The organism is Pseudomonas sp. SZ40 (genome assembly GCF_052958135.1).
In genome coordinates, this window is record NZ_JBQWIF010000009.1 from 121,251 (window position 1) to 144,716 (window position 23,466).

General features: G+C 63.4%; 19 protein-coding genes. 8 read left to right on the plus strand and 11 right to left on the minus strand.

Annotation, left to right across the window (positions count from 1 at the left end):
* Nucleotides 1–5: 5 nt before the first annotated feature.
* From ACT9T4_RS10015 to napE, 7 genes are all read right to left on the minus strand, one after another.
* Complete coding sequence (locus tag ACT9T4_RS10015) at nt 6–1,295, minus strand: M18 family aminopeptidase (RefSeq protein ID WP_499116749.1); 1,290 nt, start codon at nt 1,293–1,295, stop codon at nt 6–8.
* A 203-nt stretch (nt 1,296–1,498) separates the two neighbouring features.
* Nucleotides 1,499–2,221 (minus strand): 4'-phosphopantetheinyl transferase family protein, encoded by a 723-nt coding sequence (locus ACT9T4_RS10020; RefSeq protein ID WP_499116751.1) that lies wholly within the window; start codon nt 2,219–2,221, stop codon nt 1,499–1,501.
* 21 nt (nt 2,222–2,242) lie between these two features.
* Nucleotides 2,243–2,839, minus strand: coding sequence for a cytochrome c3 family protein (locus tag ACT9T4_RS10025; RefSeq protein ID WP_042554356.1), 597 nt, complete (start codon nt 2,837–2,839; stop codon nt 2,243–2,245).
* Between the two features lie 9 nt (nt 2,840–2,848).
* Complete coding sequence (locus ACT9T4_RS10030; RefSeq protein WP_042554355.1) at nt 2,849–3,334, minus strand: nitrate reductase cytochrome c-type subunit; 486 nt, start codon at nt 3,332–3,334, stop codon at nt 2,849–2,851.
* An 11-nt stretch (nt 3,335–3,345) separates the two neighbouring features.
* Entirely contained in the window at nt 3,346–5,850 is a 2,505-nt protein-coding gene (gene napA / locus ACT9T4_RS10035; protein WP_499116754.1) for a nitrate reductase catalytic subunit NapA, read from the minus strand.
* Nucleotides 5,847–6,107 carry a chaperone NapD gene (locus tag ACT9T4_RS10040; RefSeq protein ID WP_042554353.1) on the minus strand — a complete coding sequence of 87 codons (261 nt, stop codon included), beginning with the start codon at nt 6,105–6,107 and terminating at the stop codon, nt 5,847–5,849. Before ACT9T4_RS10040 ends, napA begins: the two co-directional genes overlap by 4 nt.
* Before the next feature lie 29 nt (nt 6,108–6,136).
* Nucleotides 6,137–6,304 carry a periplasmic nitrate reductase, NapE protein gene (gene napE, locus ACT9T4_RS10045; RefSeq protein WP_042554417.1) on the minus strand — a complete coding sequence of 56 codons (168 nt, stop codon included), beginning with the start codon at nt 6,302–6,304 and terminating at the stop codon, nt 6,137–6,139.
* 299 nt (nt 6,305–6,603) lie between these two features.
* On the opposite strand from napE, the gene ACT9T4_RS10050 reads away from it, so the two are divergent.
* From ACT9T4_RS10050 to ACT9T4_RS10070, 5 genes are all read left to right on the plus strand, one after another.
* Nucleotides 6,604–7,212, plus strand: a complete 609-nt coding sequence (locus ACT9T4_RS10050) for an outer membrane protein (protein WP_042554352.1) — start codon at nt 6,604–6,606, stop codon at nt 7,210–7,212.
* Between the two features lie 162 nt (nt 7,213–7,374).
* Nucleotides 7,375–8,052, plus strand: a complete 678-nt coding sequence (locus tag ACT9T4_RS10055; RefSeq protein WP_042554351.1) for a response regulator — start codon at nt 7,375–7,377, stop codon at nt 8,050–8,052.
* Nucleotides 8,049–9,419 (plus strand): ATP-binding protein, encoded by a 1,371-nt coding sequence (locus tag ACT9T4_RS10060; protein WP_042554350.1) that lies wholly within the window; start codon nt 8,049–8,051, stop codon nt 9,417–9,419. The genes ACT9T4_RS10055 and ACT9T4_RS10060 overlap by 4 nt, the downstream gene beginning before the upstream one ends.
* Before the next feature lie 352 nt (nt 9,420–9,771).
* Nucleotides 9,772–11,100: a dicarboxylate/amino acid:cation symporter gene (locus ACT9T4_RS10065; RefSeq protein ID WP_042554349.1), complete on the plus strand. Its 1,329-nt coding sequence runs from the start codon at nt 9,772–9,774 to the stop codon at nt 11,098–11,100.
* Between the two features lie 372 nt (nt 11,101–11,472).
* Nucleotides 11,473–11,817: a hypothetical protein gene (locus tag ACT9T4_RS10070; protein ID WP_499116758.1), complete on the plus strand. Its 345-nt coding sequence runs from the start codon at nt 11,473–11,475 to the stop codon at nt 11,815–11,817.
* Nucleotides 11,818–11,981: 164 nt separating this feature from the next.
* Here ACT9T4_RS10070 and ACT9T4_RS10075 read toward each other — a convergent pair whose 3' ends face one another.
* Nucleotides 11,982–12,257 (minus strand): hypothetical protein, encoded by a 276-nt coding sequence (locus tag ACT9T4_RS10075; protein WP_052493810.1) that lies wholly within the window; start codon nt 12,255–12,257, stop codon nt 11,982–11,984.
* 672 nt (nt 12,258–12,929) lie between these two features.
* Here ACT9T4_RS10075 and ACT9T4_RS10080 point away from each other — a divergent pair.
* Nucleotides 12,930–14,057 (plus strand): GGDEF domain-containing protein, encoded by a 1,128-nt coding sequence (locus ACT9T4_RS10080; RefSeq protein ID WP_499116760.1) that lies wholly within the window; start codon nt 12,930–12,932, stop codon nt 14,055–14,057.
* A 75-nt stretch (nt 14,058–14,132) separates the two neighbouring features.
* Here ACT9T4_RS10080 and ACT9T4_RS10085 read toward each other — a convergent pair whose 3' ends face one another.
* Both ACT9T4_RS10085 and ACT9T4_RS10090 read right to left on the minus strand, forming a co-directional pair.
* Nucleotides 14,133–17,552 (minus strand): GAF domain-containing protein, encoded by a 3,420-nt coding sequence (locus ACT9T4_RS10085; protein WP_499116796.1) that lies wholly within the window; start codon nt 17,550–17,552, stop codon nt 14,133–14,135.
* Between the two features lie 328 nt (nt 17,553–17,880).
* Nucleotides 17,881–19,944, minus strand: a complete 2,064-nt coding sequence (locus ACT9T4_RS10090) for an HD domain-containing phosphohydrolase (RefSeq protein WP_499116762.1) — start codon at nt 19,942–19,944, stop codon at nt 17,881–17,883.
* Nucleotides 19,945–20,216: 272 nt separating this feature from the next.
* Here ACT9T4_RS10090 and ACT9T4_RS10095 point away from each other — a divergent pair, with 272 nt between their 5' ends.
* Together ACT9T4_RS10095 and ACT9T4_RS10100 are read left to right on the plus strand one after the other, a co-directional pair.
* Nucleotides 20,217–20,570: a FecR family protein gene (locus ACT9T4_RS10095; protein WP_231570168.1), complete on the plus strand. Its 354-nt coding sequence runs from the start codon at nt 20,217–20,219 to the stop codon at nt 20,568–20,570.
* A 14-nt stretch (nt 20,571–20,584) separates the two neighbouring features.
* Nucleotides 20,585–21,181 carry an OmpA family protein gene (locus ACT9T4_RS10100; protein ID WP_042554344.1) on the plus strand — a complete coding sequence of 199 codons (597 nt, stop codon included), beginning with the start codon at nt 20,585–20,587 and terminating at the stop codon, nt 21,179–21,181.
* Between the two features lie 19 nt (nt 21,182–21,200).
* Here the strand turns inward: ACT9T4_RS10100 and ACT9T4_RS10105 are convergent, their stop codons facing one another.
* Nucleotides 21,201–23,321, minus strand: coding sequence for a CHASE2 domain-containing protein (locus tag ACT9T4_RS10105; RefSeq protein ID WP_499116764.1), 2,121 nt, complete (start codon nt 23,319–23,321; stop codon nt 21,201–21,203).
* Between the last annotated feature and the right edge of the window lie 145 nt (nt 23,322–23,466).

Below are 23,466 nucleotides of genomic sequence, written 5' to 3' on the forward strand. Positions count from 1 at the left end.
TGGCCTCAGGGCAGGTCATGGCTGTTGTAGAAGGCACCGAGTACTTTCACCAGGTGTGCCAGATCCTGGCTGCCGGCCAGTTCGCGAATCGAGTGCATCGCGAAGGTCGGCAGGCCGATATCCACCGTGCGCACGCCAAGGCGGCTGGCGGTGATCGGGCCGATGGTCGAGCCGCAACCCATGTCGCTGCGGGTCACGAAACTCTGCACCGGCACTTCGTTTTCCAGACACAGGTGGCGGAAGAACCCGGCGGTTTCGCTGTTGGTGGCGTAACGCTGGTTGCTGTTGATCTTGATCACCGGCCCGGCATTGAGTTTGGGGCCGTGGTTGCCGTCGTGCTTGTTCTCGTAGTTCGGGTGCACGCCGTGGGCGTTGTCGGCGGACACCAGCAGCGAGCGCTGGATGGTGCGCACGAAACCGTCACCTTCCGGCAGCACACGGCGCAGCACCTGTTCGAGCATCGGGCCGTCGGCACCGCAGGCCGAGCAGGAGCCGACTTCCTCGTGGTCGGTGCACACCAGCACGCAGGTTTCTTCGTCGCTGGCGTCCAGCAGGGCCTGCAGACCGGCGTAGCAGGACAGCAGGTTGTCCAGGCGTGCACCGGCGATGAAGTCCTGATTGAGGCCGACTACCGCGGCGCTCTGGGTGTCGTAGAAGCTCAGCTCGTAATCGAGCACCGCATCGGCGTTGAAATCGTGTTCCATGGCCAGCTGTTCGCTGAGCAGGGCGCGGAAGTCCGCGCTTTCACTGCTTGCCAACTGGGCGAGGATCGGCGGCAATTCGTTCTGCGCATTGATCGCCCAGCCCTGATTGGCCTCGCGGTTGAGGTGGATGGCCAGGCTGGGGATCACGGCGATGGGTTGGTAGAAGTCGATCAGGTCGCTTTCCACCTTGCCATCGCGGCGGTAGGTCACGCGGCCGGCCAGGGACAGGTCACGGTCGAACCAGGGGGCGAGCAGAGCGCCGCCGTAGACTTCCACGCCCAGCTGGAAGAAGCCCTGGCGTTGCAGCTCGGGGTTCGGCTTCACGCGCAGGCAAGGGCTGTCGGTGTGGGCGCCAACCAGGCGGATACCACCCTCGACAGGCGAACGATGGCCCAGCTTGAAGGCGATGATCGAGGAGTCGTTACGGGTCACGTAGTAGCGGCCACCGGGCTCGGTGTGCCAGGTCGCGCGCTCGTCGAGATGACGATAACCGGCAGCCTCGAGGCGCATGGCCAGGCTGGCGGTAGCATGAAAGGGGGTAGGTGAGGCGTTGAGAAAATCGATCAGGCCTTGGTTCAGTTCTTCGCGCATGGGGCACTCCGGACGGCAATGTGCCGAGTTTATCGGATTTGCCCCCGGCGCTGTTGGCGTTTCCTCGCGGATTGCTGGACCCGTCATGTCGGGTGGAGCGAGGCGCGTAGCTGACTGCCACACCGCAGGATGGCGTTGAGCGAAGCGATACCCATCAGGGGTAATGGCTCGCGTCGCTGCGCTCCCCGACCTACGCGGCCCCGTCAGGCCTCGATGGCCACCAGGCTGAGTACCTGATTGTCTAGCTCGGCATACAGGCCGACCAGTTCGCTTCCGGCTGGCCACTCTTCGCTCAGCTCGACCAACAGGCGCAGGCGCGCCCCGCCTGGCTCGGCGTTTAAGTCGAGCAATTCGGCGTCCTGAAAATAGAAACGCTTGAGCACGAGCGGATAGAGCGCCTTGAACAGGCTTTCCTTGAGGGAAAAAGTCAGACTGATCTGCCAAGCCCGCTGCTCGGGCGTTAGATGCGCGATGCGGCCCAGCTCGTCTGGGGTGAGAATTTCACCCACTAGCCGCTCGGCACGCTCGCTGGACAGCAGTCGCTCCACATCCAGGCCCAGGCCGCGCCATTGCTGCGTTGGCGCAACGATAGCGGCTGCCCAGTCCTGGCCGTGGGTGATCGAGCCGCTGACCTGCGCTGGCCATTGGGGCGCGCGATCCTCGCCCACGGCTGGCACGCTTGCCACACCCGTTACCCGATACAGCGCCTCGCGAGCACAAACCCGTCCGGCCAGGTGCTCGGCCTGGCGCTTGGCGACGCCGCGAACCGGGGGCACGCCAGCGGCCAAGTAGTCGGCATCATCGACCAGCGCGGAGTCGAAATGCGTGCTGATCAGTTGCGCACCGAGCAATGGCCGGGCAAACGGCCAGTGATCATCGAGGGCGCTGCAGCAGCGTGGCAGATGGGCTGTATTCATGGCGGGCATTCTGCCGCGCCAGCGAGCTCCTTACCAGCCGTGCACGCCGCTCATGTCGGGCAACTTGTGGGCGATCCCCTTGTGGCAGTCGATACAGGTGGCCTCGCCATTGGCCAGGGCGGTGGAATGCATCTGTGCGGCGCGCTTGCTCTGCCGAGTGAAGTCCATGAAGTCGAAGTCGTGGCAGTTGCGGCATTCCAGCGAGTCGTTGGCCTTGAGGCGGGCCCACTCGTGTTCGGCCAGTTCGCGACGTTTCTCGAGAAACTTTTCGCGGGTGCTGATGGTGCCGAAGATCTTGCCCCACACCTCCTTGGAAGCCTGCATCTTGCGGGCGATCTTGTCCGTCCACTGATGCGGCACGTGGCAGTCGGGGCAGGTGGCGCGCACCCCGGAGCGGTTGTTGTAGTGGATGGTTTCCCGCAGTTCGACATACACGTTGTCGCGCATTTCATGGCAGGTAATGCAGAACTGTTCGGTGTTGGTGGCCTCCAGCGCGGTGTTGAAGCCGCCCCAGAAGATGATCCCGGCGATGAAGCCGCCCAGGGTCAGGAACCCCAGGCTGTAATGCACGCTCGGGCGGCGCAGTACGTTCCAGTAAGTGCCCAGCAGGGAGAGCAGGAATTTCATGGTGCCTCCTCAGCGACGCCCGGCAGGGTTGGCTTCTTTCAGCAGAATCTGGTCGATGTTCTCGAAGACGTTCTCCACCAGCGGGCTCACCTCGGCCTGGGTCACATGGCATTGGGTGCAGAAGTAGCGACGCGGCGACATGGCCGCCAGGGGCTGGCCTTCACGGTCCATGTAGTGAGTGATGCTGATCATCGGCGCCTGGCTGCGCGCGCTGTTGGCGCGGCTGTGGCAGGTCAGGCAGCGGTTGCCGAACCTGTCCACCTGATAGCCGACGATGGTGTGGGGAATGGTGGGAGGCTGTTCGGGGTAGTTGCGCTCGCGGCGCATGTCCCTGTTTTCCTCGGCCGCGATCGGTGGCGCGGGAAACGCCTGGGTCAGCGTGCCGCCGGGGCGGCGACCATCCGGCGCGGGAGCGTCGAGGGGGTAGCCGAGGTCGGCGGCCAGGGCCGCACCGAAGGCAGCGAGCATTAGCAGGGGCAGGTAACGCAATTTCATGACCGTTCTCCTCAGGCCGCGCTGATCAACTGGATCTTCACCGCACACTTCTTGTAATCGGTCTGCTTGGAGATCGGATCGGTGGCGTCCAGGGTGACCTTGTTGACCAGTTTGTTGGCGTCGAAGAAGGGCACGAAGACCAGGCCCCGAGGCGGCTTGTTACGCCCGCGCGTCTCGATGCGCGCGCGGATCTCGCCGCGTCGGCTGATGACTTTCACCTCGCTGCCGCGGCGTGCATTGAGTGCCCGGGCATCGTCCGGGTGCATGTACACCAGGGCATCGGGCACGGCGCGGTGCAGTTCCTCGACACGCTGGGTCATGCTGCCGGTATGCCAGTGCTCCAGCACGCGGCCGGTGCTCAGCCAGAACGGGTAGTCGTCGTCCGGCGCCTCGGCTGGTGGCTCGTAGGGCAGGGCGAAGATGATCGCGCGGTTGTCCGGGTAGCCGTAGAACTGCACGCCACTGTCCTTGGCCACGTAAGGGTCGTGGCCCTCGCGGTAGCGCCAGCGGGTTTCCGAACCGTCCACGACCGGCCAGCGCAGGCCGCGTTCGCTGTGGTAACGCTCGAAGGGCGCGAGGTCGTGGGCATGGCCGCGGCCGAACTGGGCGTATTCCTCGAACAGGCCTTTCTGCAGGTAGAAGCCGAATGCCTTGGCCTCGTCGTTGCGCAATCCACCCTCGGGCTGTTCGGCCGCAAAGGCGTCGACGTTGCCGTTGCGGTACAGCACCTCGAAGAGGGTCTTGCCCTTGAGTTCGGGGGCCTTTGCCAGCAGCTCGGCCGGCCACACTTCATCGGTGGTGAAGCGCTTGGAAAATTCCACCAGTTGCCAGAGGTCGGATTTCGCCTCGCCCGGCGCGCCCACCAGTTGGTGCCAGAACTGCGTGCGACGCTCGGCGTTGCCGTAAGCGCCTTCTTTCTCGACCCACATGGCGCTGGGCAGGATCAGGTCGGCAGCCTGGGCAGACACGGTCGGGTAGACGTCCGATACGATCACGAAGTTGTCCGGCTTGCGCCAGCCCGGCAGTACTTCCTGCATGATGTTGGGGCCGGCCTGCATATTGTTGCTGACCTGCGTCCAATAGACCTTGAGCACACCGTCCTTGAGCATGCGGCTCTGCTCCACGGCGTGGAACCCGGGCTTTTCCTGAATGGTGCCAGCGGGCAGCTTCCAGATCTTCTCGGCGGTGGCGCGGTGTTTCGGGTTAGTCACCAGCATGTCGGCAGGCAGGCGATGGGAGAAGGTCCCCACCTCGCGGGCGGTGCCGCAGGCCGAAGGCTGGCCGGTCAGCGAGAAGGGGCTGTTGCCCGGCTCGCTGATCTTGCCGGTCAGCAGATGGATGTTGTAGATCAGGTTGTTGGCCCACACGCCACGGGTGTGCTGGTTGAAACCCATGGTCCAGAACGACACGACCTTGCGTTGCGGGTCTGCATACAGCTGCGCCAGTGCCTCGAGGCGCTCGGCGGGGACGCCGGTTTCCCTGGCGGCGCGCTCCAGGGTGTAGGGTTTGACGAAGGCCGCGAACTGCTCGAACGACATGTCGCTCCAGGTGTTGGCCTTGTCGGCGTTGGCTGCCTGCCGTTCCAGCGGGTGATCCGGGCGCAGGCCGTAGCCGATATCGTCGGCACCGAGGGCGAAGCGCGTGTGCCGTTTGACGAATTCCTGGTTCACCGCGCCGCTCTGGATGATGTGGTTGGCGATGTAATTGAGGATCAGCAGATCCGTCTGTGGCTTGAACACCATGGGGATGTCGGCCAGGTCGAAGCTGCGGTGCTCGAAGGTCGACAGCACCGCAACCTTGACGTCGGGCTTGCTCAGGCGCCGGTCGGTGACTCGGCTCCACAGCACCGGGTGCATCTCCGCCATGTTCGAGCCCCAAAGCACGAAGCTGTCGGTTGCTTCGATATCGTCATAGCAGCCCATGGGCTCGTCCATGCCGAAGGTGCGCATGAAGCCCATCACCGCCGAGGCCATGCAGTGGCGCGCGTTGGGGTCGATGTTGTTGCTGCGAAAGCCGGCCTTCATCAGCTTGTTGGCAGCGTAGCCTTCCCAGATCGTCCATTGCCCTGAGCCGAACATGCCCACCGCTTGTGGGCCTTGCTCGCGCAGTGCCTGCTTGAACTTGTCCTCCATGATGTCGAAGGCCTGCTCCCAGCTGATCGGCTGGAACTCGCCCTGCTTGTCGTAGACACCGTTCTTCATGCGTAGCAGCGGTGTGGTCAGGCGATCGACGCCGTACATGATCTTCGACAGGAAGTAGCCCTTGACGCAGTTCAGGCCACGGTTGACCTCGGCCTTGATATCGCCGTGGGTGGCGACCACGCGGTTGTCGCGGGTCGCCACCATGACGCTGCAGCCCGTGCCGCAGAAGCGGCAGGGCGCCTTGTTCCAGTCCAGACGGGTGGATTCCGCGTCGGCCACCAGGTTGCTGGCGGTCGAGGCGAACGGCAGGCCGGCGGCGGCTGCGGCGATGGCAGCGGCCTGGGCCTTGGTGAATTCGCGGCGGGTCATGCTCATTGGGCGGCTCCTTCCGAGCTGAGGCATTCGTGGTAAATCAGTGCGGCATTGAGCACGCCGGGCAGGGCGTTGATCTGCTCGATGCGCTGCATGATCAGGTGCTCGTCGACGGCTTCGATCACCACGACCAACTTGCCCTCCGGGCTGTGCTGGTGCACTTCCAGGTCGGCGAGCAGGCGCAGGTTGGCGAGCACCGCCGCGAAATGTTCGGGGCGTGCGTGCACGATGAAGCTGGCGATATGCAGGGGGGCGTCCATGGCGGATTCCTGTAAGCGGGGTAGGGCGATCAGTTCGGCGGGCCGGGCGGGCCGAAGAGCATCTGCAGGAACCACACGGTGAATCCGTAAGCGCCAACGAGGGTCACGCTGAGCAGTGGGAAGAGGAATATCACCAGGAACAGAAACAGCCGGCGTTCGCGGCGTTTGCCCCCGGCGTCTTCGGATGGGCTGGGCATGGGCAGGTCTTCATCGGTCAGGCTGATCGGGTGTGCCGTCACTGCAGGGATTCACCGATCTGTTGCGGTGAACCCGACGGCATCTGGTCGTTATGCCTCGACCTTAGTCTCAGGAGCGAACGAGGTATTGATCTGCGTCAATATTCAGACGCTTTTTTCATGGCGGCCGGCCGGGCCCAGGTTTTCCAGGCTCGTCGTTCAGGTCGGGTTCAGGAGGGGTTCAGGGGAGGTTCAGTCGACGGCAGGCAGGATGGTCCTCGAGTTATTCATCAACCCACTGCCATTCGAGAGGCATATCCATGAAAACGACTCTTACCAAGCTGGCTCTGGCGACTTCCCTGGTGTTCGGCGCTGCGACCGCCGCTCATGCCGACAACAACTTCGCCGGTCTGACCTGGGGTCACACCAGCAACAACATCCAGAAATCGTCGGCACTGAACGCCAATCTGGGCAATCCGAATTTCGACAGCGTCATCAATAGCACCAGCACCTGGGGTATCCGTGCCGGTCAGCAGAACGATGCCGGCCGTTACTACGGCACCTACGAATACATCTCCGGTACCAACAACGGCTACAAGCTGCGCCAGCAGAACCTGCTCGGCAGCTACGATGCCTTCCTGCCGCTGAACCAGAACGGCACCAAGCTGTTCGGTGGTGGCACGCTGGGCCTGGTCAAGCTGGAGCAGAACAGCCCAGGGGTCTCCCGTGATACCAATGTCGGGTATGCTGCCGGTCTGCAGGCTGGCCTGCTGCAGGAAGTCAACGAGAATGCCTCCGTCGAAGGTGGCTACCGTTACCTGCGTACCAACGCCAGCACCGAGTTCGCGCCGCACGAGCAAGGCAAGGTCGGCTCCCTCGACCTGCATAGCAGCGGTCAGTGGTATCTGGGTGCCAACTACAAGTTCTAACCAGGGCCTGCGTGCTCGTATCGGGCTGCACCGCCGCCCGATACGAGCCGATAACAACCACAACGGGCTTTACGCTGTAGGTTGAAGCCAGATCGTGCACCATGGCTTCCAACTTGCCGCTGAAGCTTGCGGTTTGAAGCTTATGTTGGAGGGCATGCAACGATGAAATTGCTGGTCGTGGAGGATGAGGCGCTGTTGCGTCACCATCTGTATACCCGACTCGGCGAGCAGGGCCACGTGGTGGACGCGGTCGCCAACGCCGAAGAGGCGCTGTATCGCGTCGATGAGTACCACCATGATCTGGCCGTGGTCGATCTCGGTCTGCCGGGCATCAGCGGGCTGGATCTGATTCGCCAGCTGCGCAGCCGTGACAAGACCTTTCCCATCCTGATCCTGACTGCCCGTGGCAACTGGCAGGACAAGGTCGAAGGCCTGGCTTCGGGCGCTGACGACTACGTGGTCAAACCGTTCCAGTTCGAAGAACTGGAAGCACGCCTGAATGCCCTGTTGCGCCGGTCATCCGGTTTCATTCAGTCGACCATCGAAGCCGGCCCTCTGGTGCTGGACATGAATCGCAAGCAGGCACTGATCGATGGTGCGGGCATGGGCCTGACCGCCTACGAATACCGCATCCTCGAATACCTGATGCGCCACCACCAGCAGGTGGTGCCCAAGGAACGGCTGATCGAGCAGCTTTACCCCGATGACGAAGAGCGCGACCCCAACGTGATCGAAGTGCTGGTTGGCCGGCTGCGCCGCAAGCTGGAAAGCAGCAACGGCTTCAAACCCATCGAAACGGTACGTGGCCAGGGTTACCTGTTCACCGAGCGCTGCCGATGACGTCAGGCTTCAGGCGATTGCGAGGCCGCTGGATTTCCTCCCTGCGTCTTCGCCTGATGTTCGGCAGCACCGTACTGGCGGTGCTCTTCATGCTGGCACTGCTGCCAGCCCTGCGGGGCGCCTTCCTGATCGCCCTGGAAAAATCCGTCGAGAAACGCCTGGCCGCCGATGCGGGCGCGCTGATCTCCGCCGCTCGCACCGACGACGGCCAGCTACGGATGCCGAGCAAGCTTCCTGACGAGGAGTTCGACATTCCCGACGCCCAGTTGCTGGGCTTCATCTATGACCGTGACGGCCGCCTGGTCTGGCAATCGCCTTCGACACGGGACATTTCCGTGTCCTACATGCCGCGTTACGACGGCCGCGGCGATGAGTTGCTGCGCGTTACCGACCGCCAGGGCCGCGAGTTCTATATCTATGACGTGGAAATCAAACTGCTGCGCGGCGAGAGCGCGGCCTTCAGTATCGTCACCATGCAGCCGGCCAGCGACACGCAGGCCCTCTACAACGATTTCATGACGCAGCTCTACCTGTGGCTCGGGGGCGCCCTGTTGCTGCTTCTCGGCTTGCTGTGGTTCGGCCTGACCTGGGGCTTTCGCAGCCTGCGCGGGTTGCGCGAAGAGCTGGACGAAGTGGAGGGCGGTACCCGTGAGCGCCTCAGCGACGAACATCCTCGCGAACTGCTGCGCCTCACCGGCTCGCTGAACCGCCTGCTCGACAGCGAACGCCAGCAGCGCGAGCGCTACCGTCACTCGCTGGACGACCTGGCGCACAGCCTGAAGACTCCGCTGTCGGTGCTGCAGGGGGCGGCCGAGGTGATCGCTGCCAAGCCGGATAACCGTGAGCAGTCGCAGATCCTGCAGGGGCAGATCGAACGCATGAGCCAGCAGATCGGATATCAGCTGCAGCGCGCCAGCCTGCGCAAGAGCGGTCTGGTGCGCCACCGGGTATCCATGACGGGCGTGGTGGACAATCTCTGTGGTGCCCTCGACAAGGTCTACCGCGACAAGCAGGTGACCGTGCTGCGCCAGTTCGAGCCCTGGCTGGAAATTCCCATGGAGCGCGCGGCGCTGCTCGAACTGCTCGGCAACCTGCTGGAGAACGCCTACCGCCTGTGTCTGGGCCAGGTGCGGATTTCCGCCAGTATCGAACATGGCGCCTGCCTGCTGTGCGTCGAAGACGACGGCCCGGGCGTACCGGTCGACCAGCGCGAACGCATTCTGCGCCGGGGCGAGCGCCTGGATGCCCAGCATCCGGGGCAGGGTATCGGCACCGCGGTGGTCAAGGACATCATCGAGAGCTACGAAGGCGAGCTGTTTCTCGAGGATTCAGAGCTGGGCGGCGCGGCGTTTCGGGTACGCATCTAGAGTCACCGAGGGCGGGGGCCTGGTTCGGCGAGCGAGAGTCCGTCGAAGAAAGCCCGAGCGGCTTCGAGACGTTCTTCAGCTGCTTTGGTGGGAATCCGCCACGCCTGCCTGAGGCGCCGTGCGGAAAACCGCCAAATGCTTTCGTCAGAGCACGCTTTGGTTCGCTAAAAGTCCAGATTATCAAAGGTTTATCCGATTTTTTATTGTGTGGCATGAGGTTTGCTTTTGCAGGCTCAAGGTCGCGATAAGCGTGCCTATAACAAATCCCTCCAGGTCAGGAGGGTTGGCGCCTAAACAAGAAAGGTGGTGCGGACGTCTCTGGATGTCATTGCCGCGCCCATGAGGATTCACCATGACTGCCACAACGAACGATGTTGTCCGTCAACCGTTCTACAAAATGCTCTATGTCCAGGTGCTGGTCGCCATCACCATCGGCATCCTTCTCGGTCACTTCTACCCAGAAACAGGCGTTGCCCTCAAACCGCTCGGCGATGGTTTCGTCAAGCTGATCAAGATGGTCATCGCCCCCATCATCTTCTGCACCGTGGTCAGCGGCATCGCCGGCATGCAGGACATGAAGGCAGTCGGCAAGACCGGCGGCTACGCGCTGCTCTACTTCGAGATCGTTTCCACCATCGCCCTGATCATCGGTCTGGTCGTGGTCAACGTCGTGCAGCCGGGCGTCGGCATGCACATCGACCCAGCCACGCTGGATGCCAGCAAGATCGCAGCCTATGCCCAGGCGGGCGAAGCGCAGACCACCATCGGCTTCCTGCTCAACGTGATCCCGGCAACCGTGGTCGGTGCATTCGCCAACGGCGACATCCTCCAGGTGCTGTTCTTCTCCGTGATCTTCGCTTTCGCCCTGCAGCGCATGGGTGAATTCGGTCGTCCGGTGCTCGAGTTCATCGATCGCATCGCTCACGTGATGTTCGGCATCATCAACATGATCATGAAGCTCGCGCCTATCGGTGCCTTCGGTGCCATGGCCTTCACCATCGGTCAGTACGGTGTAGGCTCGCTGGTGCAGCTCGGTCAGCTGATGATCTGCTTCTACGTCACCTGCGTGTTCTTCATCCTCGTGGTGCTCGGCGGTATCGCTCGTGCCCACGGTTTCAGCGTACTGCGCCTGATCCGTTACATCCGCGAAGAGCTGATGATCGTGCTGGGTACTTCCTCTTCCGAGTCGGCACTGCCACGCATGCTGACCAAGATGGAAAAACTCGGTGCCAACAAGTCGGTCGTCGGCCTGGTGATTCCTACCGGTTACTCCTTCAACCTCGACGGTACTTCGATCTACCTGACCATGGCGGCGGTGTTCATCGCCCAGGCCACCGACACACCGATGGATATCGGTCACCAGATCACCCTGTTGCTGGTGCTGCTGGTTGCTTCCAAAGGTGCTGCAGGCGTTACCGGTAGTGGCTTCATCGTCCTGGCCGCCACGCTGTCGGCCGTTGGCCACCTGCCGGTCGCCGGCCTGGCGCTGATCCTGGGTATCGACCGCTTCATGTCCGAAGCCCGTGCCCTGACCAACCTGATCGGCAACGGCGTTGCCACCATCGTGGTCGCCAAGTGGTGCAAGGAGCTGGACGAAGACACCCTGCAGCGCGAACTGGCTTCCGGTGGTCGTCCGGACATCGTGACCCTGCCTGGCGACACGGCTGGCAAGGTGTCCTGATACTTGATGTCGTCGACCTCCCCGGCTAGGGGGAGGTCACCTGGCCCGCCCTTGTGGCGGGCTTTTTTATGGGCGTTGAAAACAGGTGGCCTCGACGCCGAGAGCCTGCCGGGCCTCGGACAGGGGGGGCCGTATTCTGCCGGCTCGCCTCGATCACTTCCTGACGACTGACTCGCGCATCGCAAGAGCGCTCACGGTCTCGACCGATGCTGGCTGTTGAGCTCAATCCACTAGTGTCTCAGTGCGTCTTGACTATGCTTCTGGCTGGCTCCTGCCGGCAGTAGTGTGCAGAAAAGGGCACCAGGCGTAGGGTCATAAGTCGATCGAGGACAGGGTGTTGCAGTTATTGTCGCCAGGGAGTTGCAGTGAGCCATGGACGTGAAGCCAATTGCGCGCGGCGCCAAAGCCCTATCGAAGTGGCTATTCATCGTTGCGGTCATACCGTCATCGATAGGGATGGTTTGTTTTTCCGGTGACATTCGTGAGTTGTCGATTCTGATCGCCGGCGCAAGCCTGTCCGTCCTGTTCTTGGTGCACGCCATTGTCTGCATCGTTCTCAGAACCGTCCCGGCCTCGTTCAGCGAATATGGCCGAGTCGATCCCACTCCCTGGAAGACCAAGCCACTGCAGTTCGTGTTGTGCATACTCCTGTTCGTTTCAATATCGGCAGCGATGATGCTAATCACGGTGCAGCGTTACGCGGAGTTTTATCCGTAGCATTCATGGCCGTCAGGTACGGGTTGAAACCGCTCGCCCCAGCCACCACTGATGTTTGCCAGACCCAATGCAATTCCTCGCTCAAGGTCCGGTAGCTCTTCGGGCGGCGAGTGAAATCAGGATAGGGCGGGCAGGGCAGCTGTTTGCCTTCACCCGCCCGATACTCAGCGCTGGCGCGCCTCCCGCACCGCTGCCTGGTGGGCTGCCCTGACCAGGTCCCAGGCGTCTGCGCTAAGCAGGTACGCGGCTTCGCTTATGTGTTGCACGTCCAGCGCATCTGCCTGGGTAATGTTCATGGCGGCGAGACTGTGCAGCAGGCCGCGCACCGCTCTGAGGCGCTGTTCGACGCTTTCCTGCAGGTCCATGTACGAGCAACTGCTGTCGATCAGCAGCACCGCTGTGGTGGTCGGGTTGCTGGTGAGTGGGAGGAGGTCAGTCATGGCGCTGGCCTCCGTTCTGGTGATCGGCGCGGCGGCGTGCGGACGAATTGGGGGCGTGCGTATGCTTCATGGCTTGAGGCTCCTTGATTGAGGAACCGCCAACATCACTTCCACATGATGGGTGGCGGCTGTGCGCAGGTGTGGAAGACCGGGAATCAAGGAACCCGGCGCGCCCGAAAGCGCCCCGCGCACAGCCACCATAAATCGAAACGGCGGGCACAAAAATAGCGCCTGCATTCGGTATGGTGGCGCTTGTGCGCCTTGATTTGCACGGGCTTCCACACCCGGTCGCTGAATGTGCAGCGACGCGCGCAGGTTAGCGTGGCAAATGCTCAAGGGCAAGCCAGTGCCACACCTGATCGAGTGGCCGATGCCCGCTGGGAAGCCGCAATCGCCGCAGGGGCGTGCCACCGATAGTGCAGGCATTCTGTGCCGCTGGTCGACCACCGTGTCGTCCGCTTTCCAGCACCGCGTGTGTTTACCGGATTATCCTGATATGGCCATATGCGATTACTATTTGCAGCCTTAGATGGCCGAATGGCTTAAAAGCGGGATCGGCGGGTTCGCCGCTCCTGCAATGCCCGGCTCCTGCCAGCTCTCCACGTGCACGAATCCATGGTCACCACCGTCATCCTTGGCATGCTCTGCGTGCATTTGCTGTGTTTCAGCGTGATGTTCCTGCTGATCAGCACTCGGCTGAGCGGCAAGAAACTGGGCATGGATGTCTTTGCGCTAGGCAACCTTCTGCTCGGGCTCGCCTACATCTTGCAGTTGTCCGGTGGCCCCGCGAGTGGCGCGGTGCTGAGTATCGTCAACCACACGCTGACGCTCTGCGCCCCCGTTGCCTATGTTTTGGGTGCCATGCGTTTCTTCGATCGGCCCACCTCGGTATGGCGCCCGCTGCTCGCGCTGGCAGGGACCTACACGGCAGTGCAATTGCTGGTGCAGTCGACGCTCGGGACCGAGGCGCGTCACGCGCTGCTGGCGGGGGCCTGTGCGTCGCTGTTTCTGGCCATGACCCTGGGCGCGCTGCTTGTCAGACGAAATCTGGCCAGGGATCTGCGTGTCGAAATGCTCGTGTTTGCCGTGTTGATCGGCGGCATCTGCGCTCTGAACGCGGCGAAGCTGGTGATGATTCTCGGTGGCGGGCTGGCGGCGCTCGATATGAACACCAGCTTCCAGCGCACCTTCTACATCTACATGTCGTTCCTGGGGACGGTACTTCCTCCCTGCGCCGTCTGGCTGGTGCTGCGCCGCCTCACCGACGAGCTGCGCAGCGCGGCCGCACAGGACCCGCTCACCCGCCTGCTCAACCGGCGCGGGCTGACGGATGGCCTGGATGCATATTTCCGCTCGCGAACGGCCGCCCCCGCGTACCTGCTGATCGTGGATATCGATCACTTCAAGCGCATCAACGATACCTACGGCCACAAGGTGGGCGATCTCGTGCTGTGCCATGTGGCCGACGTGCTCAACGCCAGCGCCCGGGAGGGCGATCTGACCTGCAGGCTGGGCGGCGAGGAGTTCGCGGTCGTCTGCCTGGGTACCGACAGGGTTGGCGCCATGCAACTGGCAGAACGCATGCGTGTGGCCATCGAACGAACCCAAGTGCCTGGCATCGGCCTGAACCCGTTCATCCGCTGCACCGCCACCATCGGCGTTTCGGGTCACTTCACCAGCACGCACGCGCTCGACGAAGCGATGCAGCAGGCAGATGCCGCGCTCTATCGAGGCAAGGCGTCAGGGCGTAATCGCGTCGAGGCAGGCCAGGCGCGGTCCACCGTGATCCAGGGTGGTTGATGGCGCAGGGGAGGCTGCGGGCATGCTCGCGCTGCAGGGCCCTGCGCTGGCCCGTGCCTCAAGCCCTCGGCCGTCTCAGTATTCACCGCCAAGTTGCGACAGGCTTACCGCCAGCTCGCTCTTGCGGAAGGGTTTGGTAAGCCGCGGCAGATCCGGGTCGAGCCCTTCGCGCTCCGCATAGCCTGAAACGAGGAGGATCGCAGCTCTCGGCCGGGACGTGCGCACCACCCTGGCCAGATCGGTGCCGCTGATGCCGGGCATGAGGTGGTCCGTGACGAGCAGGTCGAACTGCTGCCCGCCGTCCAGCAGGCGTATGGCTTCTTCGCCTGACGCGGCCTCGATCACCCGGTAGCCCAGGTCCGCCAGCATGTAGGAGGTGCTGGCGCGTACCAGCTCTTCATCGTCGACCAGTAAGGCCACGCCACGCGCCGATCGTGGTTCTGGGGCCTCGACGATGCGCGACGCCTCTAGCGGCACTGTCGTGCTGCGCGGCAGCCAGAACTCGACATTGGTGCCCAGACCAGGCGTGCTCTGGATCGTCAGCGCGCCGTTGAGCTGGGATGCCAGCCCGTGGGCCATCGACAGGCCGAGCCCGGTCCCCTTGCCGATGCCCTTGGTCGAGAAGAATGGCTCGATCGCCCGGGCGAGCGTGGCCGCATCCATGCCGGTGCCGGTGTCCGCCACGGACAGGCAAAGATACTCGCCTGCCGCAAGCTTCGAGCGGTGTCCCTCACGGACCGATTCCGTGCTCGCCGATATGCGCATCGTGCCGCCCTCGAGCATGGCATCGCGCGCGTTCACGGAGAGATTCAGGAGGGCCATTTCCAACTGGTTCGGATCCGCGATCGCCGCTGGCAGATGCTCCGGGGCATCGACGACGACCTTGATTTGCGGCCCCGTAGAGCTGGCCACCAGATCGCCCATGTCGCTCACCAGCTTGCCCACGTCGACCGAAACCGCCTGCAGCGGCTGGCGGCGAGCGAAGGCGAGCAACCTCTGCACGAGCGTCTTCGCCCGGTCGGCCGATTGCATGGCGCCGGCGATCAGCCGCTGTTCCCGTTCGCCCCCCACGCCTCTGCGCTGGAGCATGTCGAGCGTGCCGACGATCGGCGTGAGCAGGTTGTTGAAGTCGTGTGCCACGCCGCCGGTAAGCTGCCCCATGGCTTCCATCTTCTGGCTCTGGCGCAGCGCCGCCTGGACTTCTTCCCGTTCGGCGATGGCCTGGACGATCCTGCCTTCGAGCGTGGCATTGAGTTCGCGCAGATCTTCCTCGGCGGCCTTGCGGGCGGAGATATCGACTGCAGTGCCGGTGACGCGCAGGCAGCGGCCAGCTGAATCGAACACCCCACGGCCTTTGGCTGCCACCCAGCGAACGATGCCATCCTCCCGGCCAATCGTGCGGTAGTCGACATCGTAAAGCGTACGGCGCTTAGGGTCGGCCGCCGCTACGAAAGCGTCTATCGTCGCCTCTCGGTCCTCGGGATGCAGGCCATCGTAGAAGTCGTCCAGCGTCACCGGCACGTCAGTAAAGATGCCGAAGATCTCTTTGGTCCGCAGCGACCAGATCAGCGTGTCGTGAACGATATCCACGTCCCAGAAGCCGACCTCGGCGTTGTCGACGGCAAGGCGCAAGCGTTCTTCGCTCTCGCGCAGGCGCATCTCGGCAGCCACTCGTTCGACATGCGCCCAGCAGCGCTCGACGACCTCCCTGACCAGGGAAATTTCCGACGGCGACCAGTCCCGGGGCTGATTCTGGTGAACCGCCATCATTGCCGTCAGCCGGCCATCCTTCACCAGCGGGCAGCAGATGATCGCGCCGATGTCGATGGCGCTGAAGGTCTCGCGCCCCTCATCCTGGTCAAGCTCCGCCATGACGTCGCGGACGATCAACGTGCGCCCGGCGCGCATGTCCGCCGCAGCCCTTGGGCCAAAGAGGTCGAGGCTGTAGGTGCCGGCCGAACTCTGGATGCCGGGCGCGTTGTAGTCACTGCGGATCCAGAAACGGTCGTGATCGATATCCACGTCCGCATAGGCGCAGCGCGATACATTCAGCGTCCGTCCGAGCAGCCCGGTCGCTGCGAGCATCGCGTCTTCGGCATGGCGGATGTTGAAGAGCTGGCTGTCGAGCTCATCGAAAAAGTGCAACCGCGCTGCGCTCTCTTGCTGCGCCGCTTCCGCCTCGTGCTCAGCGGTACGGTCGCGGAAGATCTTCACGAAGCCGCCATGGTCCATGGCCAGCGGCATCATCAGCCCGGAGCCCCAGAAGCGTGTGCCGTTCTTGCGAACGTGCCAGCGTTCGTTGGCTGCCCGACCCTGAGCCTGGGCGAGTTCGAGTTCGGCGTGAAACACACGCTCGGTCTGGTCCATGGCCGTGTAGAACAGGTCGCCCGCGCGGCCCACCACCTCTTCGGCGCGGTGGCCGACGATGCGCTGCGCCCCGATGCTCCAACTGGTGATGGTGCCTTGCGCATCGAAGGTGATGATCGCGAAGTCCTCGGCGCCCTCGACGATCTGCCGATAGCGCGCCTCGCTGACCCGGATAGCGGCCTCCGCCCGGGCGCGGTGTACGACCAGCCCGACCGTCTGCACGACGAAGTCGACGATCTCGAGGTCCGCCGACAGAGGCTCGCGGGGCTCGTGGTGGTACAGGACGAAGGTGCCGAGCAGGTCGCCCTGTGCCGAACGGATCGGCGTTGACCAGCTGGCGTGCAGACCCTGCCCGACGGCCAGCTCCCGGAACTCGGCCCACAGCGGATCATTGGCGATGTCCGATGCATACCGCGCTTCGCTGTGCAGTGCCGCCGTGCTGCACGCGCATAGGCTCTGACCGATGGCGAGGCCGCTGATGGCCTCATGGTAAGCGCGCGGCAGGCTCGGCCCTGCGCAGTGCCGCAGTTGTTGGCTGTCTTCGTCCAGAAGCAGGATGCTGCCCAGGAAACGGGAGGTGGACAACGCCTCCACCTCACGGACGATCGCATTCAGGGTGGCGCTGAGGGGCGTCTCTGCGACGGCCAGTTCCAGGATGCGGTTCTGTGCAGCCCCAAGTGCTGCCGCGCGATTGCGTGCCTGGGTGAGGCGCGCATTCTCGATGGCGATCGTCGCCAGGCGCGCCAAGCTTTCCAGGCGCTTGATCGTATCTTGGTCGTGGTTGCGAACCTCCGACCAGTAGGCCCCGAGCGCTGCGACCGGAACCGGCCTGCCGATGGGCACCATCACCAGGCTACGGACGAAAGTCGGCGAATAGGCGTCCTGCGGGATGCGCGGGTCGAGGCGGACGTCACTGATGGCGACCGTCTCGGCGTGGTGCATCACCCACCCCGAAATGCAGTGGTCGGCCGGAAAGGTCTGGCCTTGCCAAAGCGTGGAGACAGCATCTTCCGCCACGTAAGAGCAGCGTCCGTCGTGTTCGATGACGACCGCGACGCCCTCTGCGCCGACGGCGGCCCGCGCGGTGTCGCGCAGGATGGCGACGACCTCGTCCACCGACCCGGCCATGACCAGTCGCTCGCTGGCATTGAGCACATGAGACAGGCGCTCATCACCCTGTGGATCTACCGTAACAGTAGGCAAACCGATCTCCCAACGACGGCCACAGATATCTCTTCCGCGGGCTGCTTCAAAATGAATGTGGCGAACGGGGAAGGGCGTCCTCGTTGCTTGGTATGGTCAATTTCAGCTTCTCAGGATGCGCTGCCGAGCATTACGGTCATGCCTGGCGGACAACAGCATCGCTCAATTTTAGGGCGCCTGAAATGGGCCGCCCGAAAATCTTCGGGGTTACGCAAAACAGCCGCGCTGGCAAGGTCGGGTCGAGGGCTCTACATCAGGAAAGTGAGTGTGCGGTCTCGGCAGCTCCACGGATTTCTTCCTGGGGCAGGAAGCGATCGACGTCGATGGCGTCGATCTGGTCGGCGTGCAAATGGCGCTCGGCGTAACGCATCGGCAGCCCTGCCTGCAGAAACAGTGCGAACAGATCGGCATCGATATGGCCCTTGTCGCGCAGCCTGGCGAGGATTTCGATCGACTCGGACAGGGTCTTCGCCTGCTTGTAGGGGCGGTCGGAGGCGGTCAGCGCTTCGAAGATATCCGCGATGGCCATGATGCGCGCCGGAATGGACAGCTGGCTCTTGTCGAGCTTTCGCGGGTAGCCGGTTCCGAGCAGGGTTTCGTGGTGGGTGCCGGCGTACTCGGGAACCCGCTTGAGGTTCGAAGGCAGCGGTAGATTTTCGAGCATGACGATGGTCTGGATGATGTGCTCGTTGATCTTGAAGCGCTCTTCGGCAGTCAGGGTGCCGCGGCTGATACTCAGGTTGTAGAGCTCGCCATGGTTGTAGAGATGCTCGGGCACGCTGACCTGAAAACCGTACTTGGGGTCGAACGCCTTGGTCTCGGGGCGCGGGAAGATGTGATGGGGCTTGTCGGCCAAGAGCCGTTCGACCGCAGGCAGAGGCGCCACTGGCAGTTCGGCGACGCGCGCCAACTCGGCGGTGGAGAGCCCCAGGCGATCATCGAAATGCCGCAGCCAGGTTCGTTCTCCCGCTGTGTGAAGGGTGCCCACATGCTCGGGGTTCATGAGCTCGCCGCCGATATTGCACCCGGCAATGAAGGCGAATTCATCCTGCAGCGTCTGGGCCAGTTGCCGATACTGCGCATCGGCCTGCGACCGATCCTGGCCATCCAGCACGCGCTGCAGGCGCTCGATCTGCGCATCGCGCAACAGCACCTCGAAGCGCATGCGCACCTCGTGGATGCGGTTGTAGATCGTTTCCAGCTTGGTGGCCTTGTCGACCACGTGTTCCGGCGTGGTGATCTTGCCGCAGTCGTGCAGCCAGGCACCGATACGAAACTCGCGCCATTCGTCTGCGGTGGTGAAACGGAAGTGCTCCAGCGGCCCTTCGCTGACCTCGCTGGCGGCCTCGGCGAGCATCATCGCCAGCTCCGGTACGCGCTCGCAGTGCGCGCCGGTATAGGGGCTCTTGGCGTCGATCGCGCCGGCGAGGATTTCGATCATGCCGTCGATCAAGGCCCGCTGCGAATCGATGAGGTTGTGGTTTTCCAGGGCGACGGCAGCCTGGGAGGCCAGCGCGCCAATGAACGAGATCACCTGTGGCGAGAAGGCGATCACCTCGCCGGTGTCGACATCCAGGGCATTCATGAACTGCAGCACGCCGATCACTTCGCCGCCACGTGGCGCCAGCGGCACGGTCAGCATGGAGACGGTATGGAAGCCGGACTCGCTGTCGAAACCACGGGTGCCGCTGAGGTCGAAACGGCTCTCGGCGTAGACGTCGTCGATCACCACGGTTTCGTTGTGCAGTGCCGCGTAGGTCGACACATGCCGTTCGTTGCGCAGCCCGGTCTGCGGGTCGTACAGGGGGATTTCGAACGTCGGCAGTTCATCGTCCATGGAGCGCAACGCGAAGCGCAGCGTTTTGTGCTCCGTCTTCAGGTACATGGTGGCGGCCTGGGCATTACAGATGCGCTTGCCCTGCATCAGGATATGCCGCAGCAGCGCGTCACGGTCGCGTTCGGATGACAGCAGCAGGCCGTTCTCGACCAGGCTGGAAAGCTTCATCTGGGAGACCTGCAGCGCGTGGGTCTGGCTTTGCAGGGCAGCTTTCATCTCGATGTGGTTGCGATTGAGGGTTTCGATTTCGGCGAACATCGACGCGGGCGGCAGCTCGCCGGAAAAATCCATCTGGCGGATTTTCTGGGTGTCCTGCACCAGCAGATCGATGGTGCGATCGATGCTTTCCATTCCGTTGAGCACCAGCGGCATGGTGCACAGCACTATCACGATGGACAGGCAGAGCGAGACCGCTGGCGCAACACCCAGGGTAAGCGCCAATATAGGCCCCAGCTGCAAAAGCACGAAGCTGGCGACCACCAGCTTGCTGCTTCTGAACCGTAGCCTGAATCGCGGCTTGATTTGCCCTGATGACATACTGCAACCTGCGCTCGGGTCCCATCGCGTACTACTCGTACATCCGGCCACGCAACGCTGTGGCGGCTGGATGTGCAACGCTCAGTTCAACTAAGGGAAATAGAATGAAGAAGGAGATTACTGTGTTTGCTCGCTTCAGGATATGGCCACTTGCCAGCGCCTTGCTGGCCTCGGTAGCGCTCGCAGCTGAGCCAGCGACATCGATAGGTTACGTGATGAAGGTACAGGGAGAAGCCACCGTCAGCATAGATGGCACAACGCAATCGGCGACGATTGGCACGCCATTGTACGTCGGCAGCGTGGTAAAAACCGGTCCGGCAGGCTCGATGGGGGTGACCTTGAAGGACAACACCCTGATGTCTTTCGGCCCCAACAGCGAGCTGACCATCGATGAATTTCTCTTCGACCCGGCCCAGGACGACCTGAAACTCAGCGCCAAGATCACCCACGGCACGCTCGATTACGTTTCCGGCACCATCGCCAAGCTCAAGCCCAAGGCCGTCGAGATCAACACCCCGACCGGCACCATCGGCGTGCGTGGCACCCACTTCCTCGTCAAGGTCGACTGAGTTCGAGTACGGCAATGTCCACATCATTCACGCATGCAATCGCCGTTGTTGTCTTCGCATTGCTGGCCAGCGGCTGCGCCTCCAAATCCTATGTGGTGCTGGTGGAGAGCCCCGACGGAACCACAGGCGCCATCGAGGTCAGGACCGACAAGGGCCTCACGCGTGTCGACCAGAAGGGCTATGCCGTCAACCTCGACGGCAGCAGCGCCCAGCCGTTCCAGGTGGCCGAGCCCCGTCTCGACAAGGACTTTTCCGCGGCACGGGCGGCGCAGCCCGCGATGCCGAAAAGCTACCTGCTGTACTTCAAGACCGGCGGCGCCAGCCTGACCGAGAAGTCCCAGGCGGAAATTCCGGAAGTGCTGCAGACCGTCAGGGAGCGTGGGCCTTCGGCGGTGTCGGTGATCGGCCACACCGACACCGTTGGCAGCAAGACGTACAACGAAGATCTGGGGCTGTTGCGCGCCCGTGCCATTGCCCGGCAGTTGCAAGACAACGGCCTTCAGGCGCTGGAGCTCGTCGTTACCTCCCATGGCGAAGGCAACCTGTTGGTCGATACCCCGGACAACAAACCGGAGCCCGCCAACCGCAGGGTCGAAGTCACCGTGCGCTGAAGCCTGCACCGTCAGGCGTCTACTTGCGGGCCATCACCAGGCGGGTGCCTCGCTCGCCACTGCGCAGGCGCTGAAGGTGAAAGGCCGTCAGCCCGTCCCACGGGCGCTGCTCGCTCAGCGTCTCGAACACCGCCAGGACCGTGTGATCACCGCGCTCCAGCAGAGCGTAGGCGGCCTCGTAAGCCTCGTCGCAGGTCCCGACCGGCGCCATCATCGCCTCGAGCGGCTCGAACACCTGCACGGCTTCGACCTTGCCCTTGAGCACGATTTCGCCAACGGGCCGCATCGGCACTTCGGGGCAGCTGTCACGAATCGCCTCGGACACGCACAGCAGGGTGCCGATCTGGCTGTTCAGGCTCTCCAGGCGTGACGTGGTGTTCACCGGATCGCCCAGGGCGCGGTAGTCGAAGATCATCGAACCGCCGAAGTTGCCCACCACCACTTCACCGCTGTGCACCCCGATGCGCGTCTGGCCGAACTCGATGCCTTGCTCGTGCAACGACGCCACGTAGGACCGGGTAAAGCGATTGATCTCCAGCGCGCAGGACAGCGCACGCTGCGGGTGGTCGGCCTGGGGGATGGGCGCGGAAAACATGATCGCCACCGCATCGCCGACGATTCGATCCAGCGTGCCGTCATGACGGAAGGCGATGCCAATGACCTGTTCCAGGTAATCATTGAGCAGGCTGACCGCCGCCTCGGGAGTCCGGCGCTCCATCATCGAGGTGAACCCGGTGATGTCGGTGAACACGAAACTGCACAGCTGCCGCTGACCACCGAGCGTCAGGCGCTCCGGGTGCGCCACCAGATGGTTGACCAGGTTGGGCGATACATAGCGTGAGAATGCCGCCTGGATCCAGCGCTGTTCGCGTTCGGCAGCCATGTGGCGGACGATACTGGCGGCGCCGTACACCAGCATCAGCCCGATCGATGGCGTGAACAGATCGAGCAGCAGCCGGTGCGCCACGAAACCGTACCAGGCGCCAGCATTGAGCAGGGCGACCAGCGCCACCATCAGCACCGCCGATACCAGGGCGGGCGCATTCAGTGCCAGCAGCCCCAGTGCCAGGCTGCCCAGCAGCAGGGTCAGGCTCTCCACCGCCAGCGACCAGCCTGGCCGCAGCAGCAAGGTGTCGGTCAGCACCTGTTCCAGTGCCTGGGCGTGAACCTCCACCCCTGGAATGATCCCGCCCAGCGGGCTGAAGCGCAGGTCCTGCAAACCTTGGGCAGAGGTGCCGATCATGATGATGCTGCCCGCAACGGGCGGCGCCGAGCCGTCCAGCACTTGCCAGGCAGGGATGCTGCGGGCCGCTCGAGGCGGGGAGAAATACACCCAGAGCTCGCCGCTGGCGGCAGTGGGAATCTGCAACCGGCCGATATCGACCCGCTGCACCCCGGCCTCGCTGCTGATGATCCGGTAGCGACCGGCGCGCTGTGAAACGCGCAGGGCCTCCGCCACCAGCGACGGGCGCAACTCGCCAGCCAGCGACACGAATAGCGGCACGCGCCGCACCACACCGTCGGCATCGGGCCGGAACGTCATGGCGCCGACGCCGCGAGCCGCCTGCTCCAGCTGCGGCAGCGGGCGGGTAGCACCCTGGAAGGTCGGCACGAACGGAACCGGGGAAGGGCCTTGCAGCACCATGCCAAAGCGACTCAACGGTGGGCCGAGCTCTTTACCGCGTCGCTCGGCGGCAAATCCGAGCACCGTATTGCCACGCTTCAGCACGTCGGCGAATTGCGCATCATGGTCCGGCAAGGCTGCCAGCCCGGCGGCCAACTCGGCTGGCAACGGGTTGCCACGCAGAAGCTGGGAAGGCGAGGTGCGATCCGCTTCGGCGAACAGTACGTCGAACACCACGGCAGCCGCGCCAGCCTGCTCCAGCTTGTCCACCAGCGCCGCGACCTGGGTGCGAGCCCAGGGCCACTGGCCGATGCGTTCGAGGCTTTGCTCGTCCAGGTCGACGATACGCACTGGCGCAGCCTGGTAATCACGTGGCTGCCAACGCTGATACTGGTCGAAAACCGCGTTGCGGACTTTCTGTACCGGCAGCGGGTCGAGCAGAAATACCAGCAGGAGGCCCAGCAGGACGGCAAGGCAGAAGCCGCCGCCCACTGAAAACAGACGGAATCTAGGCACGCTCAAAGGCTCTGGGCAGGATGGAGAACTGCAAATGGGTGTGCCGAAGATACCGAAAAAAATGCCGCACAGGTCGAGTGCTTCGCTTCGGCAACGCGCAAGGCCCCGATCCGGCCGGTAAAACCGACCTCGAGGCGCGTACGAA